General features: G+C 72.8%; 18 protein-coding genes. 9 read left to right on the forward strand and 9 right to left on the reverse strand.

Going from position 1 to position 23,441, the window contains the following annotated elements; all coding sequences use genetic code 11:
* Positions 1 to 42 precede the first annotated feature (42 nt).
* Complete coding sequence (locus ACQP1V_RS16305) at positions 43 to 1,377, forward strand: STM4012 family radical SAM protein (RefSeq protein WP_433425854.1); 1,335 nt, start codon at positions 43 to 45, stop codon at positions 1,375 to 1,377.
* On the forward strand, positions 1,374 to 2,372 hold the full coding sequence (locus ACQP1V_RS16310) for an STM4011 family radical SAM protein (RefSeq protein WP_433423664.1): 999 nt from the start codon (positions 1,374 to 1,376) through the stop codon (positions 2,370 to 2,372). The genes ACQP1V_RS16305 and ACQP1V_RS16310 overlap by 4 nt, the downstream gene beginning before the upstream one ends.
* Positions 2,373 to 2,432: 60 nt before the next feature.
* Here ACQP1V_RS16310 and ACQP1V_RS16315 read toward each other — a convergent pair whose 3' ends face one another.
* Positions 2,433 to 3,707, reverse strand: a complete 1,275-nt coding sequence (locus ACQP1V_RS16315) for a DUF6745 domain-containing protein (protein ID WP_433423665.1) — start codon at positions 3,705 to 3,707, stop codon at positions 2,433 to 2,435.
* Entirely contained in the window at positions 3,707 to 4,033 is a 327-nt protein-coding gene (locus tag ACQP1V_RS16320; RefSeq protein WP_067132196.1) for a hypothetical protein, read from the reverse strand. Before ACQP1V_RS16320 ends, ACQP1V_RS16315 begins: the two co-directional genes overlap by 1 nt.
* 347 nt (positions 4,034 to 4,380) lie before the next feature.
* Between ACQP1V_RS16320 and lon the strand changes: the two genes are divergently transcribed.
* The 6 genes from lon (at position 4,381) to ACQP1V_RS16350 (ending at position 12,533) form a co-directional block, all read left to right on the forward strand.
* Positions 4,381 to 6,744: an endopeptidase La gene (gene lon, locus ACQP1V_RS16325; protein WP_433423668.1), complete on the forward strand. Its 2,364-nt coding sequence runs from the start codon at positions 4,381 to 4,383 to the stop codon at positions 6,742 to 6,744.
* 428 nt (positions 6,745 to 7,172) lie between these two features.
* Positions 7,173 to 8,135, forward strand: a complete 963-nt coding sequence (locus ACQP1V_RS16330) for a methionine ABC transporter ATP-binding protein (RefSeq protein WP_433423671.1) — start codon at positions 7,173 to 7,175, stop codon at positions 8,133 to 8,135.
* Positions 8,135 to 8,791 (forward strand): methionine ABC transporter permease, encoded by a 657-nt coding sequence (locus tag ACQP1V_RS16335; RefSeq protein ID WP_433423674.1) that lies wholly within the window; start codon positions 8,135 to 8,137, stop codon positions 8,789 to 8,791. Before ACQP1V_RS16330 ends, ACQP1V_RS16335 begins: the two co-directional genes overlap by 1 nt.
* Positions 8,792 to 8,952: 161 nt before the next feature.
* A complete protein-coding gene (locus ACQP1V_RS16340) occupies positions 8,953 to 9,795 on the forward strand; it encodes a MetQ/NlpA family ABC transporter substrate-binding protein (protein WP_067132209.1) in 843 nt (280 codons plus the stop codon).
* Positions 9,796 to 9,876: 81 nt separating this feature from the next.
* Positions 9,877 to 11,004, forward strand: a complete 1,128-nt coding sequence (locus ACQP1V_RS16345) for a Fic family protein (RefSeq protein ID WP_433423682.1) — start codon at positions 9,877 to 9,879, stop codon at positions 11,002 to 11,004.
* 254 nt (positions 11,005 to 11,258) lie between these two features.
* Entirely contained in the window at positions 11,259 to 12,533 is a 1,275-nt protein-coding gene (locus ACQP1V_RS16350; protein ID WP_433423685.1) for a S1C family serine protease, read from the forward strand.
* Between the two features lie 186 nt (positions 12,534 to 12,719).
* Here the strand turns inward: ACQP1V_RS16350 and cydC are convergent, their stop codons facing one another.
* The 3 genes from cydC to ACQP1V_RS16365 all read right to left on the reverse strand — a co-directional run bounded on the left by cydC (position 12,720) and on the right by ACQP1V_RS16365 (position 18,014).
* Positions 12,720 to 14,516 (reverse strand): thiol reductant ABC exporter subunit CydC, encoded by a 1,797-nt coding sequence (gene cydC / locus ACQP1V_RS16355; protein ID WP_433423688.1) that lies wholly within the window; start codon positions 14,514 to 14,516, stop codon positions 12,720 to 12,722.
* Complete coding sequence (gene cydD / locus ACQP1V_RS16360; protein WP_433423691.1) at positions 14,513 to 16,213, reverse strand: thiol reductant ABC exporter subunit CydD; 1,701 nt, start codon at positions 16,211 to 16,213, stop codon at positions 14,513 to 14,515. Before cydD ends, cydC begins: the two co-directional genes overlap by 4 nt.
* A gap of 208 nt (positions 16,214 to 16,421) precedes the next feature.
* Positions 16,422 to 18,014: a pentapeptide repeat-containing protein gene (locus ACQP1V_RS16365; protein WP_433423694.1), complete on the reverse strand. Its 1,593-nt coding sequence runs from the start codon at positions 18,012 to 18,014 to the stop codon at positions 16,422 to 16,424.
* Positions 18,015 to 18,183: 169 nt separating this feature from the next.
* Here ACQP1V_RS16365 and trxA point away from each other — a divergent pair, with 169 nt between their 5' ends.
* Complete coding sequence (gene trxA / locus ACQP1V_RS16370) at positions 18,184 to 18,552, forward strand: thioredoxin (protein WP_433423697.1); 369 nt, start codon at positions 18,184 to 18,186, stop codon at positions 18,550 to 18,552.
* A 147-nt stretch (positions 18,553 to 18,699) separates the two neighbouring features.
* Here the strand turns inward: trxA and ACQP1V_RS16375 are convergent, their stop codons facing one another.
* The 4 genes from ACQP1V_RS16375 to ACQP1V_RS16390 all read right to left on the reverse strand — a co-directional run bounded on the left by ACQP1V_RS16375 (position 18,700) and on the right by ACQP1V_RS16390 (position 23,439).
* Entirely contained in the window at positions 18,700 to 20,037 is a 1,338-nt protein-coding gene (locus ACQP1V_RS16375; RefSeq protein WP_433423700.1) for a class II 3-deoxy-7-phosphoheptulonate synthase, read from the reverse strand.
* Positions 20,038 to 20,096: 59 nt separating this feature from the next.
* The gene (locus ACQP1V_RS16380; protein ID WP_433423702.1) at positions 20,097 to 21,131 is read right to left on the reverse strand and encodes a phosphotransferase family protein; all 1,035 of its coding nucleotides are present in this window, start codon (positions 21,129 to 21,131) and stop codon (positions 20,097 to 20,099) included.
* Positions 21,132 to 21,151: 20 nt separating this feature from the next.
* Positions 21,152 to 22,030 (reverse strand): aldose 1-epimerase family protein, encoded by an 879-nt coding sequence (locus tag ACQP1V_RS16385; protein ID WP_433423705.1) that lies wholly within the window; start codon positions 22,028 to 22,030, stop codon positions 21,152 to 21,154.
* An 86-nt stretch (positions 22,031 to 22,116) separates the two neighbouring features.
* Positions 22,117 to 23,439, reverse strand: a complete 1,323-nt coding sequence (locus ACQP1V_RS16390) for a GH1 family beta-glucosidase (RefSeq protein WP_067132239.1) — start codon at positions 23,437 to 23,439, stop codon at positions 22,117 to 22,119.
* Between the last annotated feature and the right edge of the window lie 2 nt (positions 23,440 to 23,441).

The raw sequence follows: 23,441 nt of genomic DNA on the forward strand, positions 1-23,441 counted from the left end.
CCGCCGGAGCGGGTGCACGGTGTGCCGGCGCGCCACGAGGCGATGTGGGCCGACGGTGACGGCCTCGACCGCGACGCGGACGGCGACCGGCCCTACCAGGGATACGTGTACGCCTACCCGCACAAGACGGCCTATCGGGAGCTCGACCCGCGCCCCCTGCTCCGCGAGGTGTGGGCGGGGGAGCGCACCGACGCGCTCTTCCTCTACCTGCACATCCCCTTCTGCGAGATGCGCTGCGGGTTCTGCAACCTGTTCACCCGCACCGGCGCCCCCGAGGAGCTGACCACGGCCTACCTGGACGCCCTCGAACGGCAGGCGGACGCCGTCCGCGACGCCCTTGGTGCGGCGCCCCGGTTCGTGACGGCCGCGATCGGCGGCGGCACGCCGACCTATCTCAGCGCCGGCGAGCTGACCCGGCTGTTCGACCTGACCGAGAAGATCATGGGAGTCGACCTGCGGACGATCCCGCTGTCGGTGGAGACCTCGCCCGCCACCGCGACCCCCGACCGGCTGACCGTACTCGCCGAGCGCGGCACGACCCGGGTGTCGATCGGCGTGCAGAGCTTCATCGACGCCGAGGCCCGTTCGGCCGTCCGGCCCCAGCGGCGGGCCGAGGTCGAGACGGCGCTCGACGCGATCCGCGCCCAGGGGTTCGAGACGCTGAACATCGACCTGATCTACGGGATCGACGGCCAGACCCCGGCGTCCTGGCGGCACTCCCTCGACGCCGCCCTCGCCTGGCGGCCGGAGGAGCTGTACCTCTACCCGCTGTACGTCCGGCCGTTGACCGGTCTGGGCAGGCAGGGTCGGGCCTGGGACGACCAGCGTCTGGAGCTGTACCGCGTCGGCCGCGACCACCTGCTGGCCGCCGGATACGAGCAGGTTTCCATGCGGATGTTCCGGCTGCCCGGCCGCGGCGGCGGCACCGAGTACTGCTGCCAGACCGACGGCATGGTCGGCCTCGGCTGCGGCGCCCGCTCCTACACCCGCGACCTGCACTATTCGTACGAGTACGCGGTGGGCGCCCGCCACGTCCGGGCGATCATCGACGAGTACGTCCGCCTGCCGCGCGAGGAGTTCGCGGTGGCGAACGTCGGCTTCCGGCTCGACGACGAGGAGCGCCGCCGCCGGCATCTGATCCAGTCGCTGCTCCAGGCGGAGGGGCTGTCCCGGGCCGACTACGGGAACCGCTTCGGGACCGACGTGCTGGCGGACTTCGGCGCCGAACTGTCGCGGTTCACGGGACGCGGGTGGCTGGAGGTCGGCGACCAGGCGGTGCGGCTCACCGCCGAGGGGCTGGCCCACTCGGACGCGGTTGGCCCGGCGCTGTTCTCCCGCCGGGTCGGGACGCTGATGGACGGCTACGAGGAGCGATGAACGACAGGACGCTCCCCATCGTCTCCCCGGCCCCGGCCCGCTGCGAATCCCACCGTGAGACTCTCCGCCCGGCCGCCCGCCCGGCCGCCCGCCCGGCCGCCCGCCCGGCGGAGAGTCGGGGGCGGCGGGACGCCGGGGACGGGCATCTGTCGATCCTCTACCGGGGGCCGCTCGCGAGCTGCGACTACGACTGCGCGTACTGCCCCTTCGCCAAGCGGAGGGACGACCCGGAGCGCCTGCGCGCGGACCGGGCGGCGCTGGAGCGCTTCACCGCCTGGGTGGCCGGGCGCGACCACCCGGTCTCGGTGCTCTTCACGCCGTGGGGCGAGGCCCTGGTCCGCTCCTGGTACCGGGCGGCCATGGTGGAGTTGAGCCGCCTTCCGCACGTGCGCAGGGTGGCCGTGCAGACCAACCTGAGCTGCCGCACCGGCTGGCTCGCCGACGCGGATCTCACCCGGCTCGCGCTGTGGGTCACCTACCACCCCAGCCAGGTCGCCCACGACCGGTTCCTCGCCAAGTCCCGGGAGCTGTCCCGGCTCGGCGTACGGCACAGTGTGGGCATCGTCGGCCATCCGGATCACCTGGCCGCCGCTCGCCGGCTGCGCGCCGACCTGCCCGCCGGCACCTACCTGTGGGTGAACGCCGAGGAGGGCCGCCGCTACACGGACGACGAGGCGGCGCAGTGGGCCGCGATCGACCCGCTCTTCGGATACAGCAGGTTCGCCCACCCGAGCGCCGGGCTCGCCTGCCGTACCGGAGAGAGCGTGGTCTCGGTGAGCGGGGACGGCACGGTCCGGCGCTGCCATTTCATCCCCGAGGTGATCGGCAACCTCTACGACGGGTCGTTCGATCGGGCGCTGGGGCCCCGGCCGTGTCCCGCCACCACCTGTGACTGCCACATCGGTTACGTCCATCTGGAGCCGCTCGGCCTGTACGACGTGTTCGCCGACGGGGTCCTCGAACGGATCCCCGCCGGATGGCCCGCCCTGCCCTGATCGGCAGGGCGGACGCGTGCGCCCCCGGGGGGCGAGGCGCACACGTGGCCGGAGCGGGGATCAGGTCTCGCGCTCGGGCTGGTACTCCTCCTCCGTGACGCCGAACGTCCAGGCCACGCCCTGTCGCGCCCGCACGATCCACGGGGGCACGCGCAGGAAGTAGGTGCGGCGGGTGCCGTCCGGCTCGGGGGTGGAGTTGACGACCTCGACCATGGTCACGTCCTCGTCATCCGGCAGGGAGATCCGCCAGAGCACGCCGGTCTCGTCCGCGTGGACGGGAGACGCGCCCGAGCCGGTGAGGTAGCGGTCGTAGCCGTAGTGCTCCAGCATGACCCGGCGCAGCTCGGCGTTGTTCTCGCCGCGGATCAGGGCGGGGTCGAGCGCGGCCATCGTCGCGCCGAATCCGGCGGGGACCGGCATCCCGTGCCAGGCGTTCAGGGCGAAGCCGTCCGCGAAGAGCATCGCGGGGCCCTCCGCCCGGTGCAGCCGGCCGAGGTCGTCGAGGTGCAGCTCCAGCGGCCGCTCGCACAGCAGCGCGACCCGCTCGAAGGGCCACCACCAGCCGGCCGACCGCGCCACGTCGTAGAGCCCGCCGAGCGCGGACCGCTCCGTCTCCGCCACTCCGGAGAGGATCTCGCGGAGCACGCCCGGGTCGGGGGCGAAGGCGCACAGCCACGCGGCGTCATGCTGGCCGAGGACGGCGTCGAGCGTCGCCCCGCGCAGCAGTTCGCCCGCGGCGCGGTCCAGCCGGACCGGCTCACTCCCGGCCGCCGCCTCGCCGCCGCTCGTCGCGGTCCCGGCGGTCCGGGCCGCCGTCTCGCCGCCCGCCGGTGCCCCGGCCGCCGCGATCTCCGCGAACGGGTTGCCGTCCGTGTCGCGATCTCCGGCGATGGCCTGCCGGATCTCGACCACCAGGCGGTTCACCTGCGGCCACAGCTCGCCGCCGCTCGCCGCCCACGCGCTCGACCAGCCCGCCGGCCCGAGCACCTCGTGCAGGGCGCGACGGGCGCGTTCCCACGGCCCGGTGCGTACGGCGTCGCGGACGTTGCGTCCGGCGGGAGCCGCGCCGACGCGGGCGAGCACCTGGTCGGCGATCTCGCCGAGGCCGGCGGCGGCCAGGGTCGCCCGGGCCTTGGGACCGCCGGACAGCGCGGCCGCGGCCACCGCCCCGGCCGCCGGGGACTCGAACCAGAGAACGTGCTCCGGCTCGGGCAGCCCGGCATCGCGGTAGGCGCGACGCACACCGGCCTCCGCGACAGTACGGTCCGCGGGCCCGGTGGCGAGCGCCGCCTCACGCCAGGCGACGGTGAAATCGACGTTGAGATCGGTCGTCATCAGTCGGCCACCACCCGGAACGCGCCGGGGACGTACTCCCGCTGCCTGATCACCTGGTACCACCCCTTCGGCAGGGAGATCGCGTCGTGTTCCTCGTGAACGAGCCGTCCGCCGGAGGGCAGATGCAGAAATCCGGGGTTCTGCGGGCTGGGATCGAGCAGCAGGGTGCCGGGGCCCGGGATCGCGTGAGCGTGCCCCGTCGCCTCGCCGAGGGCGAGAACGAGACGACCACGCGAATCACGCGGCTGCGGCGGCAACGCCCGGGCCCGCGCGGGCACGGATTCCTCGGCCACAGGAACGATCAGGATGTCTCCCTGCCGGTACACGACGGCTCCTTTCGGTCAGCTGATCGCGAAGATAGGGGAGAGCACTGACATTTCGCACACTGCCCGGTTCCCCTCGTCCACGCTCGGCGGCGAGGCCCGCGGGCGGTGCGGCTCCCACCGATCTCGATGCCGCGCCCGGCGGCGCCCGGAACGCCCGCCGACCGGCCCTGTCCGGGGGATTCGGGTGACCGGGGCACGAGACAAGCCGTACGTAACGCCACGAAAGACGCAAAAACGCAGGCGAATTACAGAATTACGATCGCTCACAGCGAACTCGCGCAATCAAGGGAACACGGCCGGACTCGCGTTAGTTGAGTCGGCATAACTCAACCTTCGGGAGCGTCCAGATGACACAGATCCTTCCCGTCCTTCCCCTGGACGACGAGGTCGTCCTGCCCGGCATGGTGGTCCCCCTCGACCTGTCGGACGCCGAGGTCCGCGCGGCCATCGACGCCGCTCGCGCCGGGACCGGCGAGAGCAAGGTGCTCCTGGTGCCGCGGGTGGACGGCCGGTACGGCGCCGTCGGGGTCAGTGCGGTGGTCGAGCAGGTCGGCCGGCTGCCGGGCGGCGAACCCGCCGCCGTCGTGCGCGGCGTGAGCCGGATGCGCGTGGGCACCGGCACCACCGGCCCCGGCGCGGCGCTCTGGGTCGAAGCCACCGTGCTCGAGCCGGTCCCGGTCGGCTCGCGGGCCGACGAGCTGGCCAAGGAGTACAAGGCGCTCACCACGACGATCCTGCAGAAGCGCGGCGCCTGGCAGGTCGTGGACGCGGTCAACCAGATCGAGGACCCGTCCGAGCTCGCCGACAGCGCCGGCTACGCGCCCTGGCTGACCACCCCGCAGAAGCTGCTCCTCCTGGACACCTCCGACCCCGCCGAGCGCCTGGAGCAGCTCGTCGGCTGGGCCCGCGACCATCTCGCCGAGATGGACGTCGCGGAGACCATCCGCAAGGACGTCCAGGAGGGCATGGAGAAGCAGCAGCGTGAGTTCCTGCTCCGCCAGCAGCTCGCGGCCGTGCGCAAGGAGCTGGCCGAGCTCAACGGCGACCCCTCCGACGAGGAGGAGGACTACCGCGCCAGGATCGAGGCGGCGGAGCTGCCGGAGAAGGTCCGCGAGGCCGCGCTGAAGGAGGTCGCCAAGCTCGAACGGACCTCCGAGCAGTCGCCCGAGACCGGCTGGATCCGCACCTGGCTGGACACCGTCCTCGACATCCCCTGGAGCACGCACACCACCGACGAGTACGACATCGCGGGCGCGCGGGCGGTGCTCGACGCCGACCACACCGGCCTCGACGACGTGAAGGACCGCATCGTCGAGTACCTCGCGGTGCGCAAGCGCCGGGCCGACCAGGGCCTCGGCGTGGTCGGCGGCCGCCGCAGCGGCGCGGTGCTCGCGCTGGCCGGGCCGCCCGGAGTCGGCAAGACCTCGCTCGGCGAGTCGGTCGCGCGGGCGATGGGCCGGAAGTTCGTCCGCGTCGCGCTCGGGGGCGTCCGCGACGAGGCGGAGATCCGCGGTCACCGGCGCACCTACGTCGGCGCGATGCCGGGCCGGATCGTCCGCGCGATCCGCGAGGCCGGTTCGATGAACCCGGTCGTGCTGCTCGACGAGATCGACAAGGTCGGCGCCGACTACCGGGGCGACCCGACCGCGGCGCTGCTGGAGGTGCTCGACCCGGCGCAGAACCACACGTTCCGCGACCACTACCTCGAGGTCGAGCTGGACCTCAGCGACGTGCTCTTCCTCGCGACGGCCAACGTGCTGGAGCAGATCCCCGGCCCGCTGCTGGACCGCATGGAGATCGTCACGCTCGACGGCTACACCGAGGACGAGAAGGTCGCCATCGCCCGCGACCACCTGCTGCCCCGCCAGCTCGAGAAGGCCGGCCTGACGCCGGACGACGTGACGATCCACGACGACGCGCTGCGCAGGCTCGCCGGTGAGTACACACGGGAGGCCGGCGTGCGCTCGCTCGAACGGTCGATCGCCCGCGTCCTGCGCAAGATCACGGCGAGGGTGGCGCTCGGCGAGGCCGAGCTCCCGGTGGAGGCGTCCGCCGACGACCTCGTGCCCTACCTGGGGCGCCCGCGGCACGTCCCCGAGTCGACCCTGCCCGAGTCCCGCCAGCGTACGGCGGTGCCCGGCGTGGCGACCGGCCTGGCGGTCACCGGCGCGGGCGGCGACGTCCTGTACGTCGAGGCGTCCCTGGCCGACCCCGAGACCGGATCGACCGGCGTGACGCTGACCGGCCAGCTCGGCGACGTGATGAAGGAGTCGGCCCAGATCGCGCTCTCCTACCTGCGCTCGCGCGGCGTCGAGCTGGAGCTGCCGGTCGGGTCGTTGAAGGAGCGGTCGGTGCACGTCCACGTCCCGGCGGGCGCGGTGCCCAAGGACGGGCCTTCCGCGGGCGTCACGATGACGACCGCGCTGGCCTCGCTCCTGTCCGGCCGTCCGGTGCGCGGCGACGTCGCGATGACCGGCGAGGTCTCCCTCACCGGCCGGGTACTGCCGATCGGCGGGGTGAAGCAGAAGCTGCTCGCCGCCCACCGGGCGGGGATCACCACGGTGCTCATCCCCGCGCGCAACGAGCCCGACCTGGACGACGTCCCCGCCGACGTCCTGGCGGACCTCACCGTCCACGCGGTCAGCGACGTGCGCGAGGTGCTCGACCTGGCGCTGACGCCCGCCACGGTGGCGCAGAAGGCCGCCGCCTGACCGCCGTCCTTTCCGGCGGCCCTGCTCGGTCCCCGGTCCTGCCCGCGACCGCCCACAGGACCGTCCGTCGCGTACGGCCCGTGCCTCTTTCCGAGGCGCGGGCCGTACGCGTTCCGGGCGAGTGTGAGGTAAGCCACATTAATTGTCGGGAATTATCGGAATATCTCCCACCAGGCCATCTGTTGGTGTGACCGTGAACGTGATGTGCGACGCTGCCATGCCCCTGCGGACGCGGGGCGTGATGATGTGCGGCTGTCGTCCGGCCTGAGCCCCATTCCATTGATCGACACTCGCTCCGAAGGCCCGTTCATGACCTCCCCTACGGACTTCCTGGTCCTGCGCCGTTTCAGCCACCTGCCCTTCCCGCCCGGGACCCGCCGGCCGTGCCCGTACTCCGCCGCCGAAGTCGTCGTTCCAAGGGAAGTCTTGTGATCAAAGTGTCCGGCCTGCGCAAGGCCTACGGCTCCGTCGTGGCCGTCGACGGCGTGGATCTCCACGTCCGCGAGGGTGAGATCTTCGGCGTGCTAGGACGGAGCGGAGCCGGCAAGAGCACCCTCCTGCGCTGCGTCAACCTGCTGGAACGCCCGACCGGGGGATCCGTCACCGTCGGCGGGCGGGAGCTGACCGCGCTCGGCGATCGGGAGTTGCGCCAGGCCCGGCAGGGCATCGGCATGATCCACCAGCACTTCGCGCTGCTGTCCTCGCGCACCGTCGCGGGGAACGTCGCCTTCCCGTTGGAGATCATGGGCGTGCCGCGAGGCGAGCGGGCGCGGCGCGTGGAGGAGCTGCTCGACCTGGTCGGGCTGGCCGGGAAGGCGGGCGCGTACCCCGCGCAGCTCTCCGGCGGCCAGAAGCAGCGCGTCGGCATCGCGCGCGCCCTCGCGGGCCGTCCGTCGGTGCTTCTGTCGGACGAGGCCACCTCGGCGCTCGACCCCGGCACCACGCAGTCGATCCTCGCCCTGCTCAAGCGGCTCAACCGCGACTTCGGGCTGACCATCCTGCTGATCACGCACGAGATGGACGTCATCAGGGCCGTCTGCGACTCGGCCGCCATCATGAGCGCGGGCCGGATCGAGGAGGCGGGACGGATCGCCGACCTGCTGGCCCGGCCGGGGTCCCGGCTCACCGAGGAGCTCTTCCCGCTGCCGCCCGCCGAACCCGGCAGTGTGACGATCACCTTCACCGGGGTGTACTCCGGCCGCGCCGACGAGGCGGTCGTCTCCCAGGTCGTACGGAAGTTCGACGTGGACGTGAACATCCTCGGCGGCGCCCTCGAGGACGTCGCCGGTGTCTCGGCCGGGCGGCTCCGTGTCCGCCTGACGGGCGGGGAGTCGGAGGCGGCGCTCGGTTATCTGCGCGACCGCGGCCTGCTGGTGGAGGTGGCGGCCTGATGACCTGGTCGGACATGAGCCCCCTGCTGTGGCAGGCCACCGGGCAGACCGCGCAGATAGTCGCCTGGTCCACGCTGTTCACCGTCCTGTTCGGGCTGCCCCTCGGCGTCGCCCTGGTCGGGACCGGCAGGGGCGGGCTGTTTCCCGCCCCCGTCGCCAACCGGGTCCTCGGGGCGGTGGTCAACGTCGGCCGCTCGCTGCCGTTCATCGTGCTGATGATCGCGGTCATGCCCGTCACCAGGCTGATCATCGGTACCACCATCGGGGCCGGCGCGGCGGCGGTGCCGCTCACGATCGGCGCCGCGCCGTTCTTCGCGCGGCTGGTGGAGACCGCCCTGCGCGGGGTCGGCCGGGACGTCGTCCAGGCCGCGCAGGCCATGGGCGCGAGCCGGGGCACGATCGTGGCGAAGGTCCTGCTGCCCGAGGCGCTGCCCGGCCTGGTCGCCGCGCTGACCGTCACGATCGTCACGCTGGTCTCGTACTCGGCGATGGCGGGCGTGATCGGCGGCGGCGGGCTGGGTGACCTCGCGATCCGGTACGGATACCAGCGCTTCGAGACCGGCCTCATGATCGTCACGGTCGTGGTGCTGGTGGTCATCGTGCAGGCCGTCCAGAGCCTCGGCGACGCCGTCAGCCGCAGGCTGACCCGCCGCTGACCCCGCGCGCCTCCCCCTTTCGACCTGATCCCCCTTCGACCTGATCCCCCTTCGACCTGATTTCACCGTTCCCGTCGTTCCCGGGAGGCCCGGCATCGGGCGGCCCGGGAGACGCCGGGCGGATTTCCGCACCCACCGACCCACCAAGGAGTGGTCACACCATGCGCAAGTTGTTCGGGCTCGTGCTCGCCGTCGGGCTGTCGCTCGGCCTGGCGGCCTGCGGCTCGTCGTCCTCCCCGTCCTCGTCCGACGCGACCGCGTCGGGCGCCGCCGCCGCGAGTGAGCCGCTCAAGGTCGGCGTGACCCCGGTGCCGCACGCGGAGATCATGAAGTTCGTCGCGGACAAGCTGGCCCCCGCCGCCGGGCTCAAGCTGGAGATCGTGGAGTTCAGCGACTACGTCCAGCCGAACCTCCAGCTCCAGGACGGCCAGCTCGGGGCGAACTACTTCCAGCACAAGCCGTACCTCGACGACTTCAACGCCTCCAAGGGCACCAAGCTGACCTCCGTCGCGTCGGTCCACCTGGAGCCGCTCGGCCTCTACTCCAAGAAGATCAAGGACGTGGCCTCGATCGGGCAGGGCGCGACCGTGGCCGTGCCGAACGACGCGACCAACCTCGGCCGCGCGCTCAAGCTGCTCGCCGACAACGGCGTGATCACCCTCAAGGACGGCGTCGGCACCGCCGCGACCGAGCGCGACGTCACCGGCAACCCCAAGCAGATCAAGTTCCAGCCGCTTGAGGCCGCCCAGATCCCGCGCTCCCTGGAGGACGTGGACGCCGCCGTCATCAACGGCAACTACGCCCTGGAGGCGAGCCTGAACCCGAGCAGCGACGCGCTGGTCCTGGAGAAGGCCGAGGGCAACCCGTACGCCAACATCCTGGTCGTGGCCGAGGGGCACGAGAGCGACCCCCGGATCGTCACGCTCTCGAAGCTGCTGACCAGCCCCGAGGTGAAGCAGTTCATCGAGGACAAGTACAAGGGCGCCGTGATCCCGGCCTTCTGATCGCCGCGCACAAAGCCGACATTCATGGGCGAATCATTCGGTCGCTTGACCGAATGATTCGCCCATGTTGTTATGGGCTGCATGCTGTACGGAACGCCGGACCTCGAACCGGTCGACGAGAAGATCCTCGGCGAGGTCGAGGAGATGCGGCGGGACCTGAGGTACCGCCTGGCCGAGACCCATCGCTGGGACGGCCAGCTGCGCCGCCAACTCCAGGCGCGCGCCATCCAGGGGTCCAACTCCATCGAGGGCTATCGCGCGAGCGTCGAGGACATCGAGTCCATCATGGTCGGCGAGGAGCCGCTGGAGACCTCCGCGGCGGTGGCCCGGGAGATCGCCGGGTATCAGCAGGCGCTGACCTACATCTCCCTGCTGGCGAAGACGCAGTCCTTCCGGTACGACGTCGGCCTGCTCAACGCGCTCAACTTCATGATGATCGGCCACCATGTCGACAAGACCCCGGGCACCGTCCGCCCCGGCGGGATCTACGTGCGCGACTCCGCGACCGGCGAGGTCGTCTACGAGGGACCCGGCCACGAGGCCGTCCCGGCCCTGCTCGACGAGCTGGTGGACTGGCTGAACGCCGGCGACCTCGACGCCCCCAGCTACGTCCGCGGCGCCATGGCCCATCTGAACCTCGTGAAGATCCACCCATGGAGGGACGGCAACGGGCGCATGTCCCGCGCGCTGCAGACCCTGGTGCTCGCCCGCGACCAGATCACCATGCCCGAGTTCTCCTCGATCGAGGAGTGGCTGGGGGAGGGGCGGACGACGTACGACTACTACGACGTCCTCGGAGAGGTGGGCCGTGGCCACTGGAGCCCCAACGGGGACACGCTCTCGTGGGTGCGGTTCGTTCTGCGCTGCCACCACATGCAGGCGCAGCGCGTCCAACGGCGGCTGGCCGAGGCGGGCGAGGTCTGGATGCTGCTGGAGAAGCGGGCGGACGCGGAGGAGCTGCATCCCCGCTGCGTCTCGGCGCTCTACCAGGTCTTTGTCTCCCGCCGGCTGCGCCGGAGCATGTACCAGGCCGACGAATCCCTCAGCCAGGGACAGGCGGCCCGCGACCTGCGCGAGCTCGCCGCCCGCGACTGGCTCAGCCCGTACGGCGAGACCAAGGGACGCTTCTACGCCCCGGGGCCCAAGATGCTGGCCATCCGGGAGGAGTTCGCCGGCCGGGCCGTGCCCCTGCGCGATCCGTACGCGTAGCGCGGTGTGCCGGTTCACACCCAGGTGGGAACAGCCTGGGGGGAACAGCCGGGGATCGGCACGGGTTGGGAAGGGCAGGAAAGCGTCGGACTGTAGAAGCCGGACGAGCGTCGGAACCCGCTGTTCACAGGCATGAGGACAGGAAAGTTCCGGGCTGTCGCTGATCGCTTAGCGTGACCTTACAGGTCGTTTGGCATGGTTGAGACGTACCGGAGAAGAACCCGGAAGATCTGGCAGCCACGAGGGGGAAGACGATGAGCTCCGAGGAGCGGACGCCCGAGAACGAGAGCACGACGGGCCACGGATGGAGCCAGTTCGGCAGCACCCCGCCCCAGCACGGGCAGTACGGCACCTACGGCGGCCAATCCCAGCAGGGTGACACGGCGGCGTACGCCGCGCCCCCGTTCCAGCAGGCCGTGAAGCAGGGATGGACCGGCGGGCAGAAGGCGATCGCCGGGCTCGCCCTCGCCGCGGTGGCCCTGGGCGGCGGGGTCGCGGGGGCCTTCGTCGCGACCGGCTTCAGCGGAACCACGACCGTCGTCTCCTCGCCGGTCCTCCCCGTGTCGAACAGCTCGGGGAACAGCATCGCGGCGGTGGCCAAGGCCATCCAGCCGTCGGTGGTGTCGATCAAGGTCAGGACGCGGACCGGCGGAGGTGAGGGGTCGGGTGTCATCCTCTCTGGCGACGGTCTGATCCTCACCAACAACCACGTGGTCGCCGACGCCGGGCAGGGCGCGATCGTCACCGTCAAGTTCAGCGACGGGACAACCGCCTCGGCCACGATCAAGGGAACCGATCCGGCCACCGACCTCGCGGTGATCCAGGCGCAGGACGTCTCCGGCCTGACGCCCGCGAGCCTCGGCGACAGCGACAAGCTCCAGGTGGGCGACTCCGTTCTCGCGATCGGCAGCCCGCTCGGCCTGGAGGGCTCGGTGACCTCCGGCATCGTGAGCGCGCTCGACCGCACGCTGACGGAGGGCGGCCAGGAGCAGCAGCCGCAGTTCCCCTGGGGGCAGGAGCAGCAGCAGCCGACCCAGCAGGTGACCATCGGCGGCATGGTCCAGACCGACGCGGCGATCAACCCGGGCAACTCCGGTGGCGCGCTGGTCAACGCGGCCGGTCAGGTGATCGGCATCAACACCGCCATCGCCACCTCGGGCTCCAGCTCCGGCAACATCGGTGTCGGCTTCGCCATCCCGATCAACACGGCCAAGCAGGTGTCCGAGCAGCTCATCAAGTCGGGTAAGGCGACCCACGCCTTCCTCGGTGTGAGCGTCGCGGACTCGACCGGCGAGGCGGCCGGCGCGGTGGTCGCGTCGATCACCAAGGCCAGCCCCGCCGACAAGGCGGGCCTCAAGGAGGCCGACCTGATCACCAAGATCGACAACGTGCTCGTCGGTGACGCGGAGACGCTGGTCGGCGTCATCCGCCGCCACCAGCCGGGTGACGAGATCACTCTGACCTACACCCGGAACGGCAAGCCCTCCACCGCCACCATCACGCTCACCGAGAACAGCGGCACGAACTGACCTCCCCCCGCCCATCGTCCCCGCCCGGGCTGCACGCCGACCTCCGAGGTCCGGCGGCCGCCTGGGCGGCTTTCGTTGTCACCCCCGTGGGCGTCCGGCCCGGTGCCCGCCTGGACGGCCGGCCGCTCGGGAATGGCCGGCCCGGTCCGGGAGGCGGGCAGCGGTGTCCGGGGACGCGGCCGGGGGTCAGGCGCCGGAGGCGCGGGATGCCGCGATCAGGGTCTCGGACTCCCACAGATCCCGGTAGTAACCGGGTGCCGACACCAGCTCGGCGTGCGTGCCGCGCTGGGTCACCCGGCCGTCCTCCAGGACCACGATCTCGTCGACCTGCTCCAGCCCGCGCAGCCGGTGGGTGACGAGCAGGGTCGTCCGGCCGCGCGTCGCGTCGAGCAGGTCGGCGGTCAGCGCGTCGGCCGTCTCCTCGTCCAGCGCCTCCGCCGGCTCGTCGAGCAGCAGCACCGACGGATCGAAGAGCAGGGCCCGCGCGAGCGCCAGACGCTGGAGCTGGCCGCCCGACACGGTCCGGCCGTCCTCCCCGAGCACCGTGTCCCAGCCGGTGCGCTCCGCCCACGCGTCCAGCCGTGCCCGCCGTACGGACTCGGTCAGCTCGCCGTCGGACGCCTCCGGCCCGGCGAGGCGCAGGTTGTCACGGAACGACGCCTGGAACACGTACGGATCCTGGGTCAGCCCCGTCATCACCGCGCGGACGTCGTCCGTGGCGTAGGAGCGGATGTCCACCCCGTTGATCCTGATGTCTCCCGAGCCGATGTCCACGGTGCGCATCAGCGCGGACAGCAGGGTGCTCTTCCCGGCTCCGCTCGGCCCGACGACCGCCACCCTCCGGCCCGGGGTGAGGGTCAGGCTGACCCCGTCGAGCGCCGGGGCGCGGTCGCCGTGGCGGATGACGAGGTCCGCCACCTCCACGGTCAGCGGCGCCTCCGGCGGCGGCGCGGGCGCGTCCGGTTCGGTCACCGTCACCGGGGTCTCCCGGACCTCCGCCAGCCTGCGAAGCGCGGCGGACACCCCCGCGAAGCGCTCCCCGGCCGCGGCCAGCGGCAGCACCGGTTCGAAGGAGACCAGCGCGGTCAGGGCGAGAACGGCGGTCGCCACCTGGCCGAGCCCGGCGGTCTGGGCGATCAGCGTGATCGCCGCCACGGTCGATCCCTGGACCAGGACGCCGAGCCCGAGGGCGGTCGCGTTGATCCTGGACTGCCCCCGCTCCAGCGCGGCGAGACGGGCGTCCGCCGCCATGCCGTCCGAGAGGGCCCGCTCCTTCGCCCCGTACGCGGCGAGGTCGGCCGCGCCGTGGACCAGGTCGGCCACCCGGGCCGCCAGCTCGGCTCGCGCCGGGGCGATCCTGGCCGACCAGCGGCGGGCGGCGGCGGCCGTGCCCGCGGGGAGGAGCACGCCCGCGACCAGCAGCCCGAGGGCGAGCACGAGCGCGGCCACAGGCAGCAGGAACGCGCCGATGACGACGGCCGCGATCCCGGTGAGCAGCGCGGCGATCGCGGGCAGCAGGCAGCGGACCAGCAGGTCCTGCACCGCCTCGGTGTCGTCCACCATGCGGCTGAGCAGGTCGGCGCCGCGCTGGCGGAGCGGCCCGGCGGGGATCAGCGAGTCGTACAGCCGCTCGCGCGTGGCCGCCTGCGCCCGCAGCGCGACGTCGTGCCCGGTGAGGCGCTCCGCGTAGCGCAGCACGCCCTTGCCGGTCGCGAACGCGCGCACCCCGACGATCGCGACCGAGAGCGCGGCCAGCGGCGGCTGCTCGGCGGCCCGGGTGATCAGCCACGCCGCCGACGCGATCAGCGCGACCCCCGCGAGGTCGGCGGCCGAACCGGCGAGCGCGGCGACGACCAGCCTGCGGGCCATCCCCGGGCCGAGAAGCGTTCCGATCATCCGGGTTCCCCGGACGCTCCCGCCGGCGCGGCCACTCACCGTGCCGGTGCTGTCGGCCGTGGCGGTGCTGTCGGTCGTGCCGGTCATCGGGCGTCGCCCCTTTCCGCCGTGAGGGCGTCGGAGTGGCGGTCGTGGACGATCCGGCCCGCCCCGATGCGGACGACCCGGTCGGCGAGGCCGATCATCGCGGGGCGGTGCGCCACCACGATCGCCGTACGGCCCTCGGCGAGGGTGCGGGTGGCCTCCACCACGGCGGCCTCGCTGCGGCCGTCCAGGCGGGCGGTGGGCTCGTCGAGCAGTAGAACCTCCGCTGACGGCCGGCAGAAGGCCCGGGCCAGCGCGACCCGCTGGCGCTGCCCCGCCGACAGGTTCACACCGCGCTCGCCGAGCACCGTCTCGTAGCCCTGCGGCATCGCCTCGACGAACCCGGCGGCCTGCGCGGAGGCCGCCGCGGCGCGGATCAGTTCGGGGGAGGCGGCGCCGCCCAGCCCGATGTTGTCCGCGACCGACATGGCGAACAGGTGCGGCCGCTGCGGCACGAAGGCCAGTCTGCGGCGCCACTCGTCCAGGTCCAGGGTGGCGAGATCGACGCCGTCGACCAGCACCCGGCCCTCGGACGGCGTGATGAACCCGAGGAGCAGGTGGAGCAGCGTGCTCTTCCCGCCGCCGCTCTCTCCGACGAGCGCGACCCGCTCGCCGGGCGCGACGACGAGGGACACGTCGTCGAGCGCGGGCTCCTCCCGGCCGGGATAGCGGACGGTCACGTGCTCGAAGCGGATCTCCGGGGGCCGCGTGCCCGCACGCCGGGCCTCCCGAGGCTGGGCGTCCGGCGTCCCCCCGGTCCGGCCGTCCCGGTCCCCGGAGGCCGGGGTGAGCAGGGCGAACGCCTCGTCCGCGGCCGCCACGCCCTCGACCGACGCGTGGAACTTCGTGCCCATCGCCCGCAGCGGCAGGTACGCCTCCGGAGCGAGCAGGAGGACGAGCAGGGCCGTGTCCAGGTGGAGGGAGCCCGAGAGCAGCCGGAGCCCGACGGGAACGGCCACGAGGGCGAGCGAGAGCGAGGCGACGAGCTCCAGCACCAGGGACGACAGGAACGCCACCCGCAGCGTGCGCATCGTGGCCGCCCGGTGCGCGGCGGCGACCTCGCGGATCACCGTGGACTGGTGGCGCGCCCGCCCGAAGGCCCGGAGCGTCGGCAGGCCGCGCACCACGTCCAGGAAGTGCCCGCCGAGCCGGGACAGCGCCCGCCACTGCCGTTCGGTCACGGTCTTGGTCGTCCACCCCACCAGAGCGCCGAAGACCGGGATGAGCGGAAGCGTGACCAGGACGATCAGGGCGCTGGCGAGGTCGGCGACGAAGAGCCGGGCCAGCACGGCGATGGGCACGACGGACGCGACCGCCGCCGCGGGCAGATACCCGCTCAGGTAGGGGTCGAGTGCGTCGAGGCCGCGGCCCACGAGCGTGACCAGCTCGCCCGAGCGTGGTCCCGCCGGTCCGGACTCCTGGAACCGCCGCATCAGCCGGGCGCGCAGGACCGACTTGACGCCGGTGGCCGTACGGCCGGCCGACACGCCCTGGAGCCAGCCGAGCGCGCCGCGCACGACCACGACCCCGACCAGGGGGAGGAGGGCCGCCAGGGCGAACCTCCCGGACAGCACGCCCGAGAGCAGCTCGGCCTGCGCGAGCACGAGCAGACCGGCGAGGACCGCGGCGGCGAGGCAGAGGGCCAGATGGCGCCGCACGGCCGGTTCCGCGCGGGCGAGCCGCAGGAGATCTTTGTGCATATGCCCTTCAGTATTCCCGAATGCCCGGAGTGCCCCCGACGTGCGCGATCACGTGAGCCGGAGAGAGCGTGCGCGATCGCCACGGCGCCCGAACGGCCTCGGGGACGGAAACGATCGAGGCCACGGGAACACCATGGCACCCGGTGGGGCCGGTGCCGATTTCGGGGCGGGCGTTGCACCGCCGTCGGCGGGTGCGGCGGACCGGAGGTCAGGGCTGCGACCGGGGAGGGTCGTGGGACTCGCCCGGCCTGGGCGCCACCCGGGCGGCCAGATCGGCGCGTACGGCGACGCCGGAGCGAGCGGCGGCATGGGTGCCGGACACGGCGCCACGGGTGCCGGGCGCCCCGGCACGCGGGCGGGGCACGACGGCGCGTGCGGCGGGCGGCGGCGCCTGCGCGGGAACGCCGCTCCCCGTCCACGGCGGGCGGCGCGCCACGTGCTGGGGAGCCGAGGACGACCACAGCAGGCTTCCGGCGGCGACCGCGGCGACGAGGACCAGCCAGGCGAGCGCGCGGCCGGTCCGCAGGCCGTACCCGCACAGCAGCCAGTAGACGCCGAGGACGGCCCGGGCGGCGGGACCGGCGGCGGACATCCGGCGCATCTCCATCGCGCCGAACGCGAAGTCGGTGGCGGTGCGGTCGTCGTCCACCCGCAGGCCCGTGTACAGATGTTTCAGACGACCGGGATCGACCGCCGGCCGGGCCGGGCCGAAGCGCCAGGCGTGCTCGTCGGCGAGGACCTGGCGTTTGCTCCACCACCGGACGGGCGGCCAGCTCAGCCGGAGCTGGACGCCGCGCGGGGTGGTGGCGAACACGCAGCCGGAAAGCCGTAGCCGTCCCGGGTCGGGCACCCCGGCGAGGTGGCATCCGCTCAGGTCCGCGCCCGACAGGGACAGCCGGTCGACGTCGAGCCGTTCCAGGGACAGCACCCGCACCCGGCCGGAGCGGCGGACGAGGCTCGCCTGGCCGCGGGAGACGAGGCCGCGCAGGTCCACGTCGGCGTCGGCGAGCCGGAGCGTGAGCCGCCCCTCGGTCCGGGCGTTACTGAGGTCGACCAGGCAGCCGGACGCGTCGATCTCCAGCTTGCCGTCGGCCCGCGCCCCCGCGAGGGCGAGCCGCCCGGCGACGGACCTGGGGGACAGGTACGCCTCGGCCGCGAACCGGGCGCCCTCGAACACGGCGGCGCCGTCGAACCGGGCCCGGGACAGGGAGACGGCCCGGCGGAACCGCACGCCGCGAAACCGGGCCTCGCCGTGGAACCCGGTGCCGTCGAACGAGGTGAACCCGCGGAACTCGGCCTGGTCGAAGGACGCCGACGACAGGCAGGCGTCGCCGAAGAGCGCGTCGCTGCCCACGCTGGACCGGTCGAACGAGGCGTGGCCGTGGACGCGCGAGCCGTGCATCGTCAGCTCGCGGGCGAACACCGCCGCGCCGAAGGAGGCGTTGCCGGTGAACCGGGCGCCGAAGAACGAGGCCAGGCCGTCGAACCGGGCCCGGTCGAACGTCGCGTCGCCCAGGAACTCCACCCCGGCGAACCGCGCGGGACCGGTGAAGCGGGCCAGGTCGAACCGGGCCCGGCCGAGGCGGCGGCAGGCCGCGTCCAGCACGAGGTCGAGCAGTTCGGCGCTCACCGCCGTGCCGCGTAGATCGACGGCCTGCCCGGGGGAGAGGGACCGGAGCGTGGACTCCAGCTCGCCGGGGTCCAGGTGCGCCAGGCAGCGTCCGTACGGCGGATGCGCGGCGCCGGGACAGTCGTCGCGCGCGCACGTGATCCAGCCGACGTCGAGAAGGCTTGGGGGCATAGGAGAGACATACCCGCATTCACCGGTGTTCGGGACGTTCGCGGTGAGTGATGCTTCGGTCCCGGAAAGGTGAGGCGATCGGCCGCGGTGCGCGCGGGGGGCGGCCGGATGGAATGCTGGGCGGTGGGCACGTGGTTATGCGGGCGAAACGCAGACGAGAGGAGTCGCCGTGGCGACCATCGAGGTAACCGAGAAGAACTTCAACGAGATCGCCGACAAGGGCATCGTCCTGCTGGACTTCTGGGCGTCGTGGTGTGGCCCGTGCCGCACGTTCGCGCCGATCTTCGAGAAGGCCTCGGAGCAGAACGCCGACATCACGTTCGGCAAGATCGACACGGAGGCCCAGCCCGCTCTGTCGGAAGGGTTCGACATCACGGCGATCCCCACGATCATGGCGATCCGGGACGGCATCGTGGTCTTCGCCCAGCCCGGGGCGCTGCCCGCTCCGGCGCTCGAGGACCTGATCAAGCAGCTCCGGGCGCTCGACATGGACGCCATCCGCGCCGAAATCGCGGCGGATATGGAGCCGAAGAAGTAAGGCCCGGCCCGGCCCGCGTGTCCGCGGGCGGCCGGGCCGCCCCGACCCGTCGGCGAAGATCCCGACGGCCCGGCGAGGGCCGCCGGTTCACGAGCGGTGCTCGGAACCGGCGGTTCGGTGTCGTACGGCGCCGCCGAAGCGCGCCGCTCAGTCCTGCGAGCGGTAGAGCTCCGCGACGCGGAAGGCCAGATCCAGCGACTGGCCGCGGTTGAGGCGCGGGTCGCAGGCGGTCTCGTAGCGCAGCGCCAGGTCCTCTTCCACTATCGGGTGCCCGCCGCCCACGCACTCGGTCACGTCGTCACCCGTGAACTCGATGTGGATGCCGCCCGGGTGGGTGCCCAGCGCCCGGTGCACCTCGAAGAACCCGGCCACCTCGTCGAGTACGTCGTCCAGGTGGCGGGTCTTGTGGCCGCTCGGGGCCTCGAAGGTGTTGCCGTGCATCGGGTCGCAGATCCACGCCACCGAGGCGCCACTGGCCGTGACCTTCTCCACCAGCGTCGGCAGCGCCTCGCGGACCTTGCCCGCGCCCATCCGGCTGATGAAGGTGAGCCGTCCCGGCTCGTTGTCCGGGTTGAGCTTCTCGACCAGCGTGAGCGCATCCTCGGGCGAGGTCGTCGGCCCGAGCTTCACCCCGATCGGGTTCTGGATCCTGCTGAAGAACTCCACGTGCGCACCGTCGAGCTGCCGGGTGCGCTCGCCGATCCACACCATGTGCGCCGACACGTCGTACGGCAGGCCGGTCCGGGAGTCGATGCGGGTGAGCGCGCGGTCGTAGTCGAGGATGAGCGCCTCGTGCGAGGAGTAGAAGTCCACCGTGTGGAACTCGGCCGGGTAGGGGCCGCAGGCCCGCATGAACGCGAGGGCCTGGTCGATCTCGCGGGCGAGCTGCTCGTACCGCTGCCCGGCCGGGGACGCGGCCACGAAGTCCTGGTTCCACGCGTGGACCTGCCGCAGGTCGGCGTAGCCGCCCTTGGCGAACGCGCGGGCCAGGTTCAGCGTGACGGCCGAGGAGTGGTAGGCGCGCAGCAGCCGGTCCGGGTCCGGCGTGCGGGCCTCGGCGGTGAACTCGAAGCCGTTCACCATGTCGCCGCGGTAGGCGGGCAGCTCCACACCGTCGCGGATCTCGGTGTTCTTGGAGCGCGGCTTGGCGAACTGGCCCGCCAGCCGGCCGATCTTGACGACCGGGACCTTCGCGGCGTAGGTGAGCACGATCGCCATCTGGAGCAACGTCTTGAGCTTGTTGCGGACGTTGTCGGCGGTGGCGCCGGAGAAGGTCTCCGCGCAGTCTCCGCCCTGCAGGACGAAGGCCTCGCCGCGGGCCACGGCGGCCAGACGCGCCTTGAGATCGTCGCACTCCCCGGCGAACACCAGGGGCGGGAGGCCCTGAAGCTCGGCCACGACCTTGTCGAGTTCGGCGCGGTCGGGCCACTCCGGCTGCTGGGCCGCAGGCAGGTCACGCCATGAATCGAGATTGTTTGCGCTCACGGTATACCAGGCTATGACACACGGTCGGTGAATCTCACCGCCGTGTCCACGGAATGAGATCACGTCGGGAACGGCCGCGCCGAACCCGGGTCACCGGCCGCGCGGACGTCGAGGGAGCGCGCGAGACACTCCGCCGTACGCGCCCGGACGGGCGCGTAGGACTCCTCCGGATATTGCCGGGGGCCGTCCTCCACGAGCATGATCAGATACAGGTAGGCCCGGTAGAGGGCGTCGCGGATCGGCGCCTCCGGATCCGCGGGCACGGTCCCGCCCGCCTCCCGGTAGCCCGCCAGCATCGGGTCGTCGTCCCGCAGGTCCCCGAACAGCGTGGGCGTGACGAAATCGGCGAGCGGATCGCCCCAGAACGCCCGTTCGTGATCGATCAGCGCCTGGATCCGCGGCGTCCCGCCGCCGGCGTCTTCCGGGCCGGTGAGGAAGACGTTGCCCGGCCAGACGTCGAAGTGGACGAGAACGGGCCGGGTCACCCGGTCCAGCGCGTCCGCGTTGGCGTGGACCAGGCCGGCGATCTCCAGGATCGAGGCGGGCAGCGGCGTCGCGTAGCGCACCGCGTCGTCGAGGATCGCCCCCACCATGGCGAGGAACGCCTCCCGCCAGCTCCGCCCCGTCAGCCCCGCGTACGGGTAGCCGTAGACGCCGTCGCCCAGGATCGTGTGCAGGCGGGCGAGGTGGCGGCCGAGCTCGAACCGCAGGCCGCTCTCCTCCTCGGGGGAGAGCGAGGCGCGGTTCCAGGGCACGCCGTCCAGCGCCGTGAGGATCAGGTAGTCGCCGCCGACCACGGGGTCGTCGTACCGCGCGTGCAGCAGGGCGGGGAGGGGCAGGCCCGCGGCCGAGGCCAGGTGGTAGACCATGGCCTCGGTCCGCAGCAGGTCCCGTTCGTACCTCAGCAGCTCCAGGCCCGGGGGAGGTCCGACCTTGAGCACCACGTCGCGCCCGTCGTCCAGCCCGAGCCGCCACACGGCGTTGGCGTAGCCGTCGGGCAGCTCCCGCGCGGACACGACGCCCGCCCCCAGCGCGTGGAGCACCAGGGTGCGGAGCTGAGCGGGGGAGAGCCTCCGCTTCGTCCTGCTATCCATGGGAATTTTTCCGAACGGGATCAGAAGGCGGCTATCGTCCAGGCCGCCTCGTGCGTGTCCCCCGGCTTGAGCACGACGAGGTCGGTCCCCGAGTTGAAGGCGTCCGGCGGGCAGGTCATCGGCTCCACGGCCACGCCCCGGTGGCCGAGCCCGGTGCCCGTGCAGACCTGCACCCAGGGCATCGCCGCCGGGTCCCAGGAGACCTCGACTCCGCCCTCGGGCCCGCGCAGCCGGACCCGGCCCGCGGTCAGGCCGGTGAACGCGTGGTCGATCGCGGTGGCCTCGACCGGGCGGGGCCGCCGGAAGTCGAACGGCGTGGCGGAGACGTCCGCCAGCTCGCGCGGGCGGAGCAGGTCGTCCGTCAGCAGCACCTGACCGGCGGGCAGATCGAGCTCGTATTCCTCGACGTCCGGGCCGGCCAGCAGCCAGGGGTGCGGGCCGCAGCCGTACGGGGCGGCGGTGTCGCCGACGTTCTGGGCGGTGAGGGTGGTGACCAGCCCGCGCGCGGACACCGCGTGGCGCACCTGGAGGGCCAGGCGGAACGGGTAGCCGGGCGCCGGCTCGACGGTGTGGGTCAGCCGGACGAAGCCGTGGTCGTCCTCGGCCCGCAGCAGCTCGGCGACCGTCCAGGCGACGTCGGCGACGAGCCCGTGCAGGGCGTTCCCGCGGTCGGGCTCGTTGACGGGCAGCTCGTGGCGCGCGCCCTCGAACTCGTACGCCGCGCCCGCCACCCGGTTGGGCCACGGGGCGAGGATCGTGCCGCTGTAGAAGGGGATGGGCCCGTCCTCCGGCCAGCTCGTCACCAGGTCGCGGCCGCCGTGCCGGAGCACCCGCAGGGCGGCGCCCCGGGGGCTGACCTCGGCGTGATAGCCGCCGCCGAAGATTTCGTACTGGGCCACGGGGGATGTCCTTTCGCCGGAGGAACGGTCATATCAGCGTAAGCGAGGCAAAACCGCGCGGACGGCCCGCGCGGACGCGCCGTCCGTCAGCGGATCTCGCCCGACTCGATGACATCGCGGTACCAGAGGGCGCTGTCCTTCGGCGTGCGGCGCTGGGTCGCGTAGTCGACGTGCACGATGCCGAACCGCTGGCTGTATCCCTCGGCCCACTCGTAGTTGTCCAGCAGCGACCACACGTGGTACGCCTCCACCCGGGCGCCCTCCGCCATCGCGCGGTGCATCGCGCGCAGGTGGCCGTGCAGGTAGGCGATCCGCTCGTCGTCGCGCACCCGCCCGTCGGCGTCCGGGGCGTCCACGGTGGCCAGGCCGTTCTCCGTGATCACGAGCGGCACGCCGTCGTAGTCCCGCCTGAGCCGGACCAGGACGTCGTGGAGGCCCTCGGGGTAGATCTCCAGCCACTCGGCCTGCGCCCTCGGGTTGGTGATCACCCGCTCGCCCGCGCCGTCGACGAAGATCGGCGTGTAGTACTGCACGCCGAGCAGATCGATCGGCTCGCTGATCACGGCGAGGTCGCCCTCCCGGATGTGCTCGGCCATCGGGCTCCGCTCCGCGATCCAGGCCAGGGTGTCCTCCGGGTAGCGCCCTTTGAGGATCGGGTCGAGGTAGAGGCGGTTCTCCAGGCCGTCCTGGTGCCGCGCCGCCGCGAGCGCCTCGGGGCTCTCGTCCGCCGGATAGCTGGGGTGCAGGTTGAGCGCCGGGCCGATGCGCCGCCCCGGGTGCCCGGCGTGCAGCCGCCGGGTGGCGAGCCCGTGGCCGAGCAGCAGGTGGTGCAGCGCCACGAAGGCCCGCGCGTCGTCCCGCACGCCCGGGGCGTGGATGCCGTTCCGGTAGCCGCAGTCCACGACGGTCTTCGGCTCGTTGACGGTCAGCCAGTCCCTGACGGGCAGGGCGTCGAACACGATCTCGGCGTAGTCGGCGAAGCGCTCGGCCGTGTCCCGGTTCTCCCAACCGCCCCGGTCCTGGAGCTCCTGCGGCAGGTCCCAGTGGAACAACGTGGCCATCGGCCGGATGCCCCGCTCCACCAGGCCCTCGACCAGCCGGCGGTAGAAGTCCAGGCCCTTCTGGTTGGGCGCCCCGGAGCCGGTCGGCTGGATCCGCGGCCACGCGACGGAGAACCGGTAGCTCTGCAGGCCCAGCCCGGCCATGAGGTCGAGGTCCTCGGCGTAGCGGTGGTAGTGGTCGGCCGCCGTCTCCCCGGTGTCGCCGTCGCGCACGTTGCCCGGCGTCGCGCTGAAGGTGTCCCAGACGGACACGCCGCGGCCGTCCTCGCGGGTGGCACCCTCGATCTGGTACGCGGCGGTGGCGGCGCCCCAGACGAAGTCCGAGGGAAATCTCGCCGGTGAATTCATCG

Origin of the sequence: Microtetraspora malaysiensis, assembly GCF_050947145.1 — a bacterium.
GTDB classification, from domain to species: domain Bacteria; phylum Actinomycetota; class Actinomycetes; order Streptosporangiales; family Streptosporangiaceae; genus Microtetraspora_A; species Microtetraspora_A malaysiensis.

What these genes read in the sequence shown, in the direction of transcription:
- ACQP1V_RS16345 (WP_433423682.1), top strand. Translation starts at nt 9,877, where the DNA reads ATGCTGTACGGAACGCCGGACCTCGAACCGGTCGACGAGAAGATCCTC.
- ACQP1V_RS16365 (WP_433423694.1), bottom strand. Translation starts at nt 18,014, where the DNA reads ATGCCCCCAAGCCTTCTCGACGTCGGCTGGATCACGTGCGCGCGCGAC.
- ACQP1V_RS16340 (WP_067132209.1), top strand. Translation starts at nt 8,953, where the DNA reads ATGCGCAAGTTGTTCGGGCTCGTGCTCGCCGTCGGGCTGTCGCTCGGC.
- ACQP1V_RS16310 (WP_433423664.1), top strand. Translation starts at nt 1,374, where the DNA reads ATGAACGACAGGACGCTCCCCATCGTCTCCCCGGCCCCGGCCCGCTGC.
- ACQP1V_RS16380 (WP_433423702.1), bottom strand. Translation starts at nt 21,131, where the DNA reads ATGGATAGCAGGACGAAGCGGAGGCTCTCCCCCGCTCAGCTCCGCACC.
- ACQP1V_RS16315 (WP_433423665.1), bottom strand. Translation starts at nt 3,707, where the DNA reads ATGACGACCGATCTCAACGTCGATTTCACCGTCGCCTGGCGTGAGGCG.
- lon (WP_433423668.1), top strand. Translation starts at nt 4,381, where the DNA reads ATGACACAGATCCTTCCCGTCCTTCCCCTGGACGACGAGGTCGTCCTG.
- cydD (WP_433423691.1), bottom strand. Translation starts at nt 16,213, where the DNA reads ATGCACAAAGATCTCCTGCGGCTCGCCCGCGCGGAACCGGCCGTGCGG.
- cydC (WP_433423688.1), bottom strand. Translation starts at nt 14,516, where the DNA reads ATGACCGGCACGACCGACAGCACCGCCACGGCCGACAGCACCGGCACG.
- ACQP1V_RS16390 (WP_067132239.1), bottom strand. Translation starts at nt 23,439, where the DNA reads ATGAATTCACCGGCGAGATTTCCCTCGGACTTCGTCTGGGGCGCCGCC.
- ACQP1V_RS16305 (WP_433425854.1), top strand. Translation starts at nt 43, where the DNA reads ATGTGGGCCGACGGTGACGGCCTCGACCGCGACGCGGACGGCGACCGG.
- ACQP1V_RS16335 (WP_433423674.1), top strand. Translation starts at nt 8,135, where the DNA reads ATGACCTGGTCGGACATGAGCCCCCTGCTGTGGCAGGCCACCGGGCAG.
- ACQP1V_RS16350 (WP_433423685.1), top strand. Translation starts at nt 11,259, where the DNA reads ATGAGCTCCGAGGAGCGGACGCCCGAGAACGAGAGCACGACGGGCCAC.